The following is a 13,428-nucleotide window of genomic DNA, read 5'->3' on the forward strand; positions in this document are numbered from 1 at the left end:
CCGTATTGTCCGCTTGGCGCGGCCCCGTCACCAGCCCCGTGATCACCCGAACGGAGTACCGGTCGAGGACGGGTCGGTCCTCGGGCAGGCCCCGGGGTCAGCCGTCCTCGCCCTCCAGGTCCCCCTCGGTCTCCAGGAACGCGGCCTGGAGCTGCTCGATCAGCTGCGGGTCCGGCTTCTCCCACAGCCCGCGGCTCGCCGCCTCCAGCAGCCGCTCGCTGATCCCGTGCAGCGCCCACGGGTTGGCGCCGGCGAGGAACTCCCGGTTGACCGGGTCCAGCACGTACTCCTGGGTGAGCTTCTCGTACATCCAGTCCGCGACCACACCGGTGGTGGCGTCGTACCCGAAGAGGTAGTCGACCGTCGCGGCCATCTCGAAGGCGCCCTTGTAGCCGTGCCGCCGCATCGCCTCGATCCAGCGCGGGTTGACCACCCGGGCGCGGAAGACCCGGGCCGCCTCCTCGGTCAGGGTGCGGGTGCGGACCGTCTCCGGGCGGGTCGAGTCGCCGATGTAGGCGGTCGGCGCCCTGCCGGTGAGCGCGCGCACGGTGGCCACCATGCCGCCGTGGTACTGGAAGTAGTCGTCCGAGTCGGCGATGTCGTGCTCGCGGGTGTCGGTGTTCTTCGCGGCGACGGTGATCCGCTTGTACGCGGTCTCCATCTCCTCGCGGGCCGGACGCCCGTCCAGCCCGCGCCCGTACGCGTAGCCGCCCCAGACCGTGTACACCTCGGCCAGGTCGGCGTCGGTGCGCCAGTCCCGGCTGTCGATCAGCTGCAGCAGTCCCGCGCCGTAGGTGCCGGGCCGGGAGCCGAAGACCCGGGTGGTGGCCTTGCGCTCGTCGCCGTGCACGGCCAGGTCCGCCTGGACGTGGGCGCGGACGAAGTTGTCCGCGTCCGGCTCCTCCTGGGCGGCGGCCAGCCGGACGGCGTCGTCCAGCAGCGCGACCACGTGCGGGAAGGCGTCCCGGAAGAAGCCGGAGATGCGCAGCGTGACGTCGATCCGCGGGCGGCCCAGCTCCTCGAGCGTGATCGCCTCCAGGCCGGTGACCCGGCGCGAGGCGTCGTCCCAGACCGGGCGGACGCCGAGCAGTGCGAAGGCCTCGGCGATGTCGTCGCCGGCGGTGCGCATCGCGCTGGTGCCCCACAGCGACAGGCCCACCGAGGACGGGTGGGTGCCGTCGTTGTCGGCCCGGTAGCGGTCGATCAGCGAGGCGGCGAGCGCCTGGCCGGTCTCCCAGGCGAGCTTGCTGGGCACGGCCTTGGGGTCGACGGAGTAGAAGTTGCGGCCGGTCGGCAGCACGTTGACCAGTCCGCGCAGCGGCGAGCCGGACGGGCCGGCCGGGACGAAGCCGCCCTGGAGCGCGTGCAGCACGGCGTCCAGCTCGTCGGTGGTCGCGGCGAGCCGCGGCACCACCTGGGTGGCGGCGAAGGCCAGCACCTCGTGGACGGCCTCCGGCAGCCCGGCGGCGACCTTCTCCACCGCCTCGGGCGCCCAGTCGGCCGCCTCCATGGCCTCGACCAGGGCGCGGGCCTGCGCCTCGGCCGCGTCGGTGGCGCCGAGGGTGAGCGCGGCCTCGTCCAGGCCGAGCGCCTCGCGCAGGCCGGGCAGGGCGCTGACGCCGCCCCAGATCTGGCGGGCGCGCAGGATGGCGAGCACGATGTTGACCCGGTCGGTGCCGGCCGGCGCCTGGCCGAGGACGTGCAGGCCGTCGCGGATCTGGGCGTCCTTGATCTCGCACAGCCAGCCGTCGACGTGCAGCAGGAAGTCGTCGAAGCCGTCGTCCTCGGGGCGCTCGTCCAGGCCGAGGTCGTGGTCGAGCCGGGCGGCCTGGATCAGGGTCCAGATCTGGGCCCGGATCGCGGGCAGCTTGGCCGGGTCCATCGCGGCGATGTTGGAGTGCTCGTCGAGCAGCTGCTCCAGGCGGGCGATGTCGCCGTAGGAGTCGGCGCGGGCCATCGGCGGGACGAGGTGGTCGACCAGGGTGGCGTGGGCGCGGCGCTTGGCCTGGGTGCCCTCGCCCGGGTCGTTGACCAGGAACGGGTAGACCAGCGGCAGGTCGCCGAGGACGGCGTCCGGGCCGCACTCGGCGGACAGCGCGGCGGTCTTGCCGGGCAGCCACTCCAGGTTGCCGTGCTTGCCGAGGTGGACCACGGCGTGGGCGCCGAAGCCGCCGTCGGACTGCGCGGCGGCGATCCAGCGGTAGGCGGCCAGGTAGTGGTGGGACGGCGGGAGGTCCGGGTCGTGGTAGATCGCGACCGGGTTCTCGCCGAAGCCGCGCGGCGGCTGGATGAGCACCAGCAGGTTCCCGGAGCGGATCCCGGCGAGCACGATGTCGCCGTCCGGGTTCTGCGAGCGGTCGACGTACAGCTCGCCGGGGGCCGGGCCCCAGTGCCCCTCGACCTGCTCGCGCAGGGCGGCGGGCAGCGTGGCGTACCAGCGGCGGTAGTCGGCGGCCGGGATGCGCACCGGGTTGCGGGCCAGCTGGTCCTCGGTGAGCCAGTCCTGGTCGTAGCCGCCGGCCGCGATCAGCGCGTGGATGAGGGCGTCGCCCTCGTGGCCGTCGTCGGTGTCGTCGGTGTCCAGCCCCGGCAGGTCCTCGCCGAGGTCCATGCCCTCCGCGCGCAGGCGCTCCAGCAGGCGGATCGCGCTGGCCGGGGTGTCCAGGCCGACGGCGTTGCCGACCCGGGCGTGCTTGGTCGGGTAGGCGGAGAGCACCAGCGCGAGCCGGCGCTCGGTGGCCGGGACGTGCCGCAGCCGGGCGTGGGCGACGGCGATGCCGGCCACCCGGGCCGAGCGCTCCTCGTCGGCGGCGTAGACGGTGAGGCCGTCCTCGTCCAGCTCCTTGAAGGAGAACGGGACGGTGATCAGCCGGCCGTCGAACTCGGGCACGGCGATCTGGGTGGCGGTGTCCAGCGGGGAGAGGCCGTCGTCGCTCTCCTCCCAGCGGGCGCGCGACCAGGTCAGGCAGAGCGCCTGGAGGATCGGCCGGTCCAGGGCGGCGAGCGCGCCCGCGTCCCAGGCCTCCTCGTCGCCGCCGGCCTGGGCGTCGGCCGGGCGGGTGCCGCCGGCGGCGAGCACGGTGGTGACGAGGGCGTCCGCCTCGCCGAGGGCGGCCAGCAGCTCCGGCTCGGCGCCGCGCAGCGAGGCGCAGTAGTAGGCGCGGGCCTGGGCGCCCTGGTCCTCGATCGCGCGGCAGAGGGTCTCCACGAAGGCGGTGTTGCCGCTCATGTGGTGGGCGCGGTAGTAGAGCACCGCGACGGTCGGACCCTCGGTGGTGCGGGCGGTGCGCTCCAGCGGGCCCCAGGCCGGGGCGGAGGCGGGCGGGGCGAAGCCGTGGCCGGTGAGCAGCACGGTGTCGGAGAGGAAGGCGCCGAGCTCGGCGAGGTTGGCAGCGCCGCCGTGGGCCAGGTAGGCGTGCGCCTCGGCGGCGATGCCGGCCGGGACGGTGGACAGCTCCATCAGCTGGGCGTCGGGGGCCTGTTCGCCGGTCAGCACGATCACCGGGCGGGGGCCGGCGAGCAGGGCGTCCAGGCCCTCCTGCCAGGCGCGGCGGCCGCCGAGCAGGCGGACCACGACCAGGTCGGTGCCCTCCAGCAGGTCGGGCAGTTCCTCGGCGGCGAGCCGGGCCGGGTTGCCGAGCCGGTAGCGGACCGGCCCCTCGGACGCGCGGGCGCTGAGCAGGTCGGTGTCTGACGTCGACAGCAGCAGAATCATGCGAAGGCCCTCCCGGCCTCGACGGCGGGCAAGGACAATTGCACGGAGCACCACGTGGGCGCGGGCATGCGGCGGCGCATGGCTTCAAGCCTTCCTCGGGGTCCGCGCCCCGGGCCGGTGGAGGACGGCAGGAGTTCCTGGCTCCCGCGCTTCCCCGGAGGCCCGGTGAAGCGCGGTCACAGTGGCGGGACCGCACCGGGTTCGCACCGGTTTCCTCCCCTGCGCCGTCGCTGGCGTGCGGACGGTCCGCGGGGACCGTCCGCGAGCATCGTACGGGGTGACGCTGACCTGGGGGAGTGCAGGTTCCGGCCGGTGCGGACGGGCTCGGAGGTGTGATCGACGGTACGGCGGCAACCCGTCCGATCCTCGGTATGCTCGCCGCCATGCCTCCCGAACCCGACGCCGTCGTGCCGGGCGCCGCCGTGCCCGACCGGGCGCGTTCGGACGCCTGCCCCGGGGCCCTTCGTCTGCATACCGCCGACGACGGCGCCCTGGCGCGGGTCCGGCTGCCCGGGGGGCTGCTGACGGACCGTCAGGCGCTGGCGCTGGCCGGGGCCGCGGAGACGCTCGGCGACGGCCGGCTGGAGATCACCTCGCGCGGCAACGTCCAGCTGCGGGGCCTGGCTTCGGACTGCGGCGGCGAACTCGCCGAGCGGCTGCGGGCCGCCGGCCTGCTGCCCTCCGACACCCATGAGCGGGTCCGCAACATCGTCGCCTCGCCCGGCCCCGGCGCCGGTCCCGCCGAGGGCTCCGCCGACGTGCGGGCCTGGGCCCGCGCCCTCGACGCGGCCCTGTGCGCCAGCCCCTGGGCGACCGGCCTGTCCGGAAAGTTCCTGTTCGCGCTGGACGACGGCCGCGGGGACGTCGCCGCGCTGGACGCCGATGTGACATTGATCGCAGGCCCGGACGGCACCGCCCTGCTGCGCCTCGGCCGGGCCGCCACCGCGCGGCCGGTGCCGGCCGGGCGGGCGGTCGCGGCGGCGCTGGACGCGGCCCGGGAGTTCCTGGACGCGCAGCGCGCCGCCGGACTGCGGGCCTGGCACCTGCGCGAGCTGCCCGACCTGCTGCCGCCCGGCCCGGTGCCGCTGGCGCCGCCGGCCGGCACCCGCCCGCCGCTCGGCGCCCTGCCGGGGGGCGGGCTGCACGTGGGCCTGCGCTTCGGCGTGGCCGCGGCCGGGCAGTGGCGGGCCCTGGTGGACGCCGCCGAGGGCGAGCTGCGGCTGACCCCGTGGCGCGGCGCGGTCCTGCCCGGCGCTCCCGCCGGCCGGCTCCCCGCGCTCGCGGCGGCCGGCTTCCGGACGGCGGCCGGGACGGCCTGGGACGGCGCGAGCGCCTGCACCGGGCTGCCGGGCTGCGCGAAGTCGCGGTCCGACGTCCGGGCCGACGCGGCGCGGGCGCTGGACGGGAGCACGGCCCGGGGTGCCGGCCCGCAGCCGGGCGCCGCCCTGCTGCCGGTGCACTGGTCGGGCTGCGAACGCCGCTGCGGCCACCCCGCCGGACGCCGGGTGGACGTGCTGGCGACCGGGGAGGGCTACCGGGTGGCGGTGACCGGCGGGCCGCAGGGGCGGGACACCGCCGTGGAAGTGACGAACGAGCTGATGGCCGCGGCGGTCGCCGCGGCCCGGAGGACCACGTGATCGAGTACGAGAAGGACGGCGCGTCCATCTACCGCCAGTCCTTTGCCACCATCCGGGCCGAGGCCGACCTGGCCGGACTGCCCGCGGACGTCGCCCAGGTCGCGGTGCGGATGATCCACGCCTGCGGCATGGTCGACCTGGTCGAGGACCTGGTGTACTCGCCCGGCGCGGTCGCCTCCGCGCGCGCCGCCCTGCGGGCCGGGGCGCCGATCCTCTGCGACGTGAACATGGTCGCCAGCGGTGTCACGCGCAAGCGGCTGCCGGCCGACAACGAGGTGATCTGCACCCTCACCGATCCGTCGGTGCCGGAGTTGGCCCGGGCTATGGGCAACACCCGCAGCGCCGCCGCGATGGAGCTGTGGCTGCCCCGGCTGGAGGGCGCGGTGGTCGCCGTCGGCAACGCGCCGACCTCGCTGTTCCGCCTGCTGGAGCTGATCGAGGCCGGCGCCCCGCGCCCGGCCGCCGTGATCGGCGTACCGGTCGGCTTCATCGGCGCGGCCGAGTCCAAGGAGGCCTTGGCGGCGCACCCGGCCGGTCTGGAGCACCTGGTGGTGCGCGGGCGGCGCGGCGGCAGCGCGATGGCCGCGGCGGCGATCAACGCGATTGCGAGCGAAGAAGAATGACCGACAGTCAGGAAGCTGCCCAGCGGGCGACCGGCCGGCTCTACGGTGTGGGCCTCGGCCCCGGCGACCCGTCGCTGGTGACCGTGCGCGCCGCCGAACTCATCGGCAAGGCCGACGTGGTGGCGTACCACAGCGCGCGGCACGGCCGTTCGATCGCCCGCTCCATCGCCGAGCGGTATCTGACGGGCGGTCAGATCGAGGAGAAGCTGGTCTACCCGATCACGGTCGAGACCACCGACCACCCCGGCGGCTACCGGGGCGCGCTGGACGACTTCTACCAGGAGGCCGCCGAACGTCTGGCCGCCCACCTGGACGCCGGTCGCGACGTGGTGGTGCTGGCCGAGGGGGACCCGTTCTTCTACGGCTCCTACCAGCACATGCACAAGCGCCTCGCGCACCGCTACCCGACCGAGGTGGTGCCCGGCGTGACCTCGATCAGCGCCGCGGCGGCCCGGCTGGGCCAGCCGCTCACCGAGGCCGAGGAGACGCTCACCGTCATCCCCGGCACGCTGCCCGAGGAGGAGCTGACCGCGCGCCTGGCCGCCGCCGACTCCGCCGTGGTCATGAAGCTCGGCCGCACCTTCCCGACCGTGCGCCGCGCCCTGGAGCGGGCGGGCCGGCTGGCCGACGCCCAGTACGTCGAGCGGGCGTTCATGGACGGCGAGCGGACGGCCCCGCTGGCCTCCGTCGACCCGGACACGGTCCCCTACTTCGCGGTGGCCGTACTGCCCAGCAAGGTCGCCCCGCTGGAGGCCCCGGCTCCCGACCTGAGCGGCCCGGGCAGCGTCACCGTCGTCGGCACCGGCCCGGCCGGCCCGCTCTGGCTGACCCCCGAGGCCCGCGGCGCCCTGGCCGCCGCGACCGACCTGGTCGGCTACACCACCTACCTCGACCGGGTGCCGGAGCGGCCGGGGCAGACCCGGCACGGCTCCGACAACAAGGTGGAGTCCGAGCGCGCCGAGTTCGCCCTCGACCTGGCCCGCCGGGGCCACCGGGTCGTGGTGGTCTCCTCCGGCGACCCGGGCGTCTTCGCGATGGCCACCGCCGTGCTGGAGGTCGCCTGCGAGGAGTCCTACCGCGAGGTGCCGGTGCGGATCGTCCCCGGGATGACCGCCGCGCACGCGGCCGCCTCCCGGGCCGGCGCCCCGCTCGGCCACGACTACGCGGTGGTGTCGCTCTCCGACCGCCTCAAGCCGTGGGACGTGGTCGCGGCCCGCCTGCGCGCCGCCGCCGGGGCGGACCTGGTGCTCGCCCTCTACAACCCCGGCTCGCAGTCCCGCACCACCCAGGTCGGCCGGGCCCGGGACCTCCTGCTGGAGTACCGCGCCCCGGAGACCCCGGTGGTGATGGCCCGCGACGTCGGCGGCCCCACCGAGCGGGTCCGCACCGTCCCCCTCGGCGAGCTGGACCCGGCCGAGGTCGACATGCGGACCATCCTGCTGATCGGCTCCTCCCAGACCCAGCACGTCCCCCGCGCCCCGCACCCGGACGTCACCTGGACCCCCCGCCGCTACCCGGAGGCCTGAGCCTCCCGTCTGCAGGGCCGTCCGGCCCCGGGTGCGCCCGGGGCCGGACGGCATTCGAGTGATGCCTAGGTGAGGAGACCGGCGATGGGCGAGGTCGGCGGGCGGGCCGGGCAGCTGCGGAGCAGTGGGCTGCGGCACGGGTGGACGACCGGGGCGTGTGCCACGGCGGCGACCAAGGCCGCCTACCGGGCGCTGCTCACCGGGGTGTTCCCGGACCCGGTGGAGATCACGCTGCCGAAGGGGCAGCGGCCGGCCTTCGCGCTCGCGGCGGAGCTGATGGCCGAGGGGCCGGACGGCGGGCGGCGGGCGACGGCCGGGGTGGTGAAGGACGCCGGGGACGATCCGGACGTCACCCACGGCGCGCTGGTGCGCTCCACCGTGCGGGCGGGGGAGCCGGGCGCGGGTGTGGTGTTCCGGGCCGGGCCCGGGGTGGGGACGGTCACCAAGGCCGGGCTGCCGCTGCCGGTCGGCGAACCCGCCATCAACCCGGTGCCCCGGCAGATGATCCGGGACGCCGTGGCCGAGGTCGCGGCCGAGTGCGGCGGCAGCGGGGACGTGGTGGTGGAGGTGTCGATCGACCACGGCGAGGAGCTGGCCCGGTCCACCTGGAACCCCCGGCTCGGCATCCTCGGCGGGCTCTCCGTCCTCGGCACCACCGGCATCGTCGTCCCCTACTCCTGCTCCGCCTGGATCGACTCGATCCGGCGCGGGGTGGACGTGGCGCGGGCCGCCGGGCGCACCCATGTGGCCGGCTGCACCGGCTCGACCTCGGAGAAGGTGGCCGCGGCGGTGCACGGCCTGCCCGAGGACGCGCTGCTCGACATGGGCGACTTCGCGGGCGCCGTGCTCAAGTACCTCAAGCGCCACCCGGTGCCGAGGCTGACCGTCGCCGGCGGCTTCGCCAAGCTCTCCAAGCTCGCCGCCGGCCACCTCGACCTGCACTCGGCGCGCTCCCAGGTGGACCAGGGGTACCTGGCCGGGCTGGCCCGCGCGGGCGGCGCGGACGAGGAGCTGGCGGCGGCGGTCGCGGCGGCCAACACCGGGCTGGAGGCGATCCAGCTCTGCCGGGCGGCCGGGGTGCCACTGGGCGACCTGGTGGCCGAGGCGGCCCGGGCCACCGCGCTCGGGGTGCTGGTCGGTTCGCCGGTCGCGGTGGACGTCATCTGCATCGACCGGGCGGGGACGATCGTCGGCCGGGCGCAACCGCTGGGGCCGTGAGGGCCGTCCTCCACCGGGGAGTTGTGTCCCAGGACTGTCCCGAGAACTTCGCCATGATGTGAAGATCTGACGCTCATACGGGGTGAGAAACGGACAAAAGTCGCGCCATGCCCGGGGTCGGTTCTGTTGCTATCTCAGTCATGAGATATCGTCTGGCGAGTGACAGGCGACTACCTCACCCGTATCGGCACCCTCATCCGCACCGCGCGTCAGCACCGCGGCTGGTCCCAGGCCCAGCTCGGCGAGGCCCTCGGCACCAGCCAGAGCGCGGTCAACCGCATCGAGCAGGGAAAGCAGAACGTCAGCCTTGAGATGATCGCCCGCATCGGCGAAGCGCTCGACAGCGAGATCGTCTCCCTCGGCTACTCCGGCCCGATGCACCTGCGGGTCGCCGGCGGCACCACCCTCTCCGGCGCGATCGACGTCCGCAGCAGCAAGAACGCCTGCGTCGCGATCCTCTGCGCCTCGCTGCTGACCACCGGCCGCACCACCCTGCGCAGCGTCGCCCGGATCGAGGAGGTCTACCGGATCCTCGAGGTGCTGAACAGCATCGGCGTCAGGAGCCGCTGGACCAACGACGGTCGCGACCTCGAACTCACCCCGCCCGCCGAGCTCGACCTGGCCGGCATGGACGTCGAGGCCGCCCGCCGCACCCGCAGCGTGCTGATGTTCCTCGGTCCGCTGATGCACCGCGCCGACAACTTCGCCATCCCCTACGCCGGCGGCTGCGACCTCGGCACCCGCACCGTGCAGCCGCACCTCGCCGCGCTGCGCCGGTTCGGCCTGGAGGTCGCCACCACCGGCGGCGCCTACCACGCCTCAGTCCAGCCCGGCACGCCGATGGACCGGCCGATCGTGCTGACCGAGCGCGGGGACACCGTCACCGAGAACGCCCTGCTCGCCGCCGCCCGCCACGACGGCGTCAGCGTCATCCGCAACGCCTCGCCCAACTACATGGTCCAGGACCTCTGCTTCTTCCTGGAGAAGCTGGGCGTGCGGATCGACGGCGTCGGCACCACCACCCTCACCGTGCACGGCGTCCCCGAGATCACCTGCGACGTCGACTACACCCCGGCCGAGGACCCGGTGGAGGCGATGAGCCTGCTCGCCGCCGCCGTGGTCACCTCCTCCGAGCTGACCGTCCGCCGGGTGCCGATCGAGTTCCTGGAGATCGAGCTCGCCGTGCTGGAGGGCATGGGCCTCGACTACGACCGCACCCCGGAGTACCGCGCCCACAACGGCCGCACCCGGCTGGTCGACCTCACCGTGCGCCCCTCCAAGCTCACCGCGCCGATCGACACCATCCACCCGATGCCCTTCCCCGGCATCAACATCGACAACGTGCCGTTCTTCGCCGCCATCGCCGCGGCCGCCCACGGCACCACGATGATCCACGACTGGGTGTACGACAACCGCGCCATCTACCTCACCGAACTCACCCGCCTCGGCGCGGACATCAAGCTCCTCGACCCGCACCGGGTGCTGGTCCAGGGCCCGACCCGCTGGCGCGCCGCCGAGATGGTCTGCCCGCCCGCGCTGCGCCCGGCCGTGGTGATCCTGCTGGCGATGCTGGCCGCCAAGGGCACCTCGGTGCTCCGCAACGTCTACGTCATCAACCGCGGCTACGAGGACCTCGCCGAGCGCCTCAACTCCATCGGCGCCCAGATCGAGACCTTCCGCGACATCTGATCCGGACGCACGCCGCTGCCCGGCCCCCGGAACCCCGGGGGCCGGGCAGCGGCGTGCCCGGGGCGCTGAACTCCCGACCGACCTGACTGTTGCGTCTGCTTTTTGCGTGTGGAGGCGGTGGACTGCGTCGGAGCGTCGGGCGGAGCCGCTGCTCCTGTGCTCATACGGCGCCGGTAATTCTGAACGTGGCCCAGAAGAGTGGGTTCTGGGTGGCCTCTCGATCGAGGTCCCGTCGCCACTCCCGATGCAGTTCGCTGAGAAGCGACTCTGCGGACCTCAGTGGTTCTTCCCGTGCGTGCGCATGCCAGTCGCCGCTGCGGAGGTAGCGAATGGTGTCCCGAAAGGCCGCGCCCGGGGCTGCACCGGAAGCGAGCAGGGCGTGCAGCGCAGTCGAAAAGACAACACCAAGAAGGTCGGTGATCTCCCAGAGGGTGGACACCACTGCTCGAGTACCCCTGGCAAGGAACGCGGACTCGATTGTACGCAACGTCTGAACTGCGGTGGCACTGCCTTCGTGAGCACCCGTCCTGCACGCGTTCAGGATGACGAGGTCGACACCGGTGAAGGCGCCGTCGGCGAGAATCCGACTGGTGGTGAGGGTGGCCTCTCCGATCGAGGCCCCGTGCAGGACCAGGCCGGCCGCCCAACGATTCTGATGGGTGAGGCCATGGGACGAGACGTGGACGATTCGGGCGTGCGTCATCGACTGCAGCGCGCGCTCCGGCGTCGCCGCTTCCTCTTGGACGATCTCAACATCCCTGTGCAGCGCGGAAATGAGCCGGGCCTCGGCACGCGGTCCGTCAATCGGGGCCATGCCGGGAACGCCGGCGCCACTGTGGGCCACTACCAGGATCTTGCTGGTCGCACCGGGCCGCGGGGTTCTCCGGATAGCTGACAGCAGGCGTTCGGTCGGAATGTACGTCAACTGCTCGAAGGCATCGACCAGCGTACTGGTGCCAGTGGAATCAAGGGGAACGGAATGGAGGGGAATCAGGTCGAGCGGGGCTGTCGGGCTGAGTGCCAGGTGGGTCAAGTTGTTGGCCGCAGCCGTAGCGGCGATCGAAACTGCAGCCGTAGTGCAAGGGGAAAGGATCTGATTCAGACGCTCGTGCCTCGTGCTTTCGGTGTCGGTCTCTCTTGCGTCGACCCACTCCTGAGTGGCATCCACGAGACGCTCGATCGGAAGTTCCCCCGATGAAAGTATCTCGAAATGCGATTCCCCCTGGCGATGCCATGAGGCGATGACATGCAGGAACCCGAATCGATTTGCCAAGTGCACGAACATTGTTCTGTCTTCTATCGATCGGACTCCTTGGCTGCTATCGGCCCGATCTCCGGTGTCCAATTTTCGAGCGCCGCGGAGGTTTTCCAGTGCGCGCTGCCTGTCCTCGACGAGCGATTCTTCGTTCGCATAATTGTCCAGAAATTCATCCTGACGGTCCAGAATGCTCGAAGCCCGGCGGGACCGTGCGCGTGCGAGGCGCCGACTTGATTCGATGAATTTCGTGAGCATGGCATCGTCCTGATGCCACAGGAGCTCGTCGTGAAGGTCCTCCGCTTTGGCGTTTTCGCAGCTGTAGAATGCGGCTTCTGATTGCTCGTCCAGGCCCTCGAAAGCTATCCGATTCCTAATGGTTGATGTCTCTTCCCCGATCATTCGACGGAGTGCGACGACTGCCTCTGCGTGAATCCTGGGAATTACCTCTGCGGGCAGGAAGATGGTGATTGCACCAAAGGGTCTGACTTCGCCGTCATCGATCAAGCGGGCGATACAAAGGCGCACGTACCCAACCGTCGCAAGGTGCAGGAGTTCCCAAGCGTGTTCCACAAAGGAAAGCGAGTACGTGTACGGGACTCGTGGTGGAGAATCGGATCCGACGGTTGGGAGGATCAGTTGAAGCCTCACTTCGCCATCCTCGTACTCGATGCCCATCGCGTTTCGGGATCCGGGTGCCATGAGTCGTTCCACGGCTTCGAGGTGCTCATTGGTCTCGATGGTCGCCAGCCATAGGGGATGTGGTCCGGCGTTGGTGTGGAAGGAGCGGGCGCCGCAGGTGACGATTTCTTCCGCGATCCAATGAGGAGCGGGCTCGGCTGGATCGTGGAAAGCGGGTTCCCAGAGCAGCGCGTCTTCCGGTAGGAGCCAGGCGCGCGTGAAGGTGGCCATTTCCATGAGGCATCGATGCCCGTACTGCTTGTCGTCCGGTAGTGGAGTGATCAGCTCGAGTTCGTGGGCGGTCAGCTTTAAAAGCATTTCCGTGTTCTGTGCGTCCCATCTGCTGAGATCGCTCTCGAGCTTCTCCCGGATCTCCACTGGAATGCTGATATCCTGGCGCGCCAGGTGCTTCAGCGTGTTTCGCCGACGGTGGCGGCGCACCATCTCCTGAAGGTCGGGTCGATCAGTCAGTGCCGGCAGGTCCCGGATAATGTCTTCCTCGGATTCCAGTCGGTAATACCCCGTGGAGACGAGGATCTTCATCGGTTGAGTGGCAGTCTCCGCCCCCGGTTCGTCGAAGAAGTTCGGTGGGAGGAAGTCGAACGGCCTTGTGGAGTTTTCCATGATGTCGTCGGGAGGCTCTCTCTGGAGGTCCCAGATCATCATCATTTCGCGCAGCACTTCCCCCTTCGGGCGGGTTGAGAGGCGGCGTCCGGTCCACAGTTCGAGGAGTGCGATGTTCAGTCTCTGGATGTCCCACCAGTGATCCCAGGGTGCACCGCTCCAACGAAAACGGTGCAGCACGGGCATGACAAGCTCTCGGGCCACCCGGGATACCGACACTCCGGCGGCGGTCAGGCCGGAGTCGGCGATCTCCGCGCTGATGGTCACCGGGGAGTTTGCCGTGATGTCCCTGGTTGCGATGCGACTCAGCAGGCCAGCAAGTGTCAGTGGATCCTCGGTGACCCATGCCACCAACAGGTCGGCATGGTCGGTCTCGGGAGCGAGCTTGCGGCACACCGATGCTGCGAGCTCGTCGGTCCATGAGTTGCGCAGCTGGTTCAGGTGGTCGCGCATGCTGTGC

The 13,428-nt window shown here is 72.1% G+C and carries 7 protein-coding genes and 1 riboswitch; of the genes, 5 read left to right on the top strand and 2 right to left on the bottom strand.

Annotated elements, in window-relative coordinates; genetic code table 11:
- Positions 1-97: 97 nt before the first annotated feature.
- Positions 98-3,715: a cobaltochelatase subunit CobN gene (gene cobN / locus IF01_RS0105565; protein ID WP_030392138.1), complete on the bottom strand. Its 3,618-nt coding sequence runs from the start codon at positions 3,713-3,715 to the stop codon at positions 98-100.
- Between the two features lie 131 nt (positions 3,716-3,846).
- Positions 3,847-3,932, bottom strand: a riboswitch (cobalamin riboswitch).
- Positions 3,933-4,098: 166 nt separating this feature from the next.
- On the opposite strand from cobN, the gene IF01_RS0105570 reads away from it, so the two are divergent.
- From IF01_RS0105570 to IF01_RS0105590, 5 genes are all read left to right on the top strand, one after another.
- The gene (locus tag IF01_RS0105570; protein WP_244215429.1) at positions 4,099-5,352 is read left to right on the top strand and encodes a ferredoxin-like domain-containing protein; all 1,254 of its coding nucleotides are present in this window, start codon (positions 4,099-4,101) and stop codon (positions 5,350-5,352) included.
- Positions 5,349-5,975, top strand: a complete 627-nt coding sequence (locus tag IF01_RS0105575; RefSeq protein WP_030392140.1) for a precorrin-8X methylmutase — start codon at positions 5,349-5,351, stop codon at positions 5,973-5,975. Before IF01_RS0105570 ends, IF01_RS0105575 begins: the two co-directional genes overlap by 4 nt.
- Positions 5,972-7,501, top strand: a complete 1,530-nt coding sequence (locus IF01_RS0105580; RefSeq protein WP_030392141.1) for a precorrin-2 C(20)-methyltransferase — start codon at positions 5,972-5,974, stop codon at positions 7,499-7,501. Before IF01_RS0105575 ends, IF01_RS0105580 begins: the two co-directional genes overlap by 4 nt.
- An 84-nt stretch (positions 7,502-7,585) precedes the next feature.
- Positions 7,586-8,719: a cobalt-precorrin-5B (C(1))-methyltransferase gene (locus IF01_RS0105585; RefSeq protein ID WP_051742932.1), complete on the top strand. Its 1,134-nt coding sequence runs from the start codon at positions 7,586-7,588 to the stop codon at positions 8,717-8,719.
- 159 nt (positions 8,720-8,878) lie between these two features.
- Complete coding sequence (locus tag IF01_RS0105590; protein WP_030392143.1) at positions 8,879-10,408, top strand: UDP-N-acetylglucosamine 1-carboxyvinyltransferase; 1,530 nt, start codon at positions 8,879-8,881, stop codon at positions 10,406-10,408.
- A gap of 160 nt (positions 10,409-10,568) precedes the next feature.
- On the opposite strand, the gene IF01_RS0105595 is transcribed toward IF01_RS0105590, so the two are convergent.
- Positions 10,569-13,421: a CHAT domain-containing protein gene (locus tag IF01_RS0105595; RefSeq protein ID WP_030392144.1), complete on the bottom strand. Its 2,853-nt coding sequence runs from the start codon at positions 13,419-13,421 to the stop codon at positions 10,569-10,571.
- Between the last annotated feature and the right edge of the window lie 7 nt (positions 13,422-13,428).

The organism is Kitasatospora purpeofusca (genome assembly GCF_000718025.1).
GTDB lineage: Bacteria > Actinomycetota > Actinomycetes > Streptomycetales > Streptomycetaceae > Kitasatospora > Kitasatospora purpeofusca.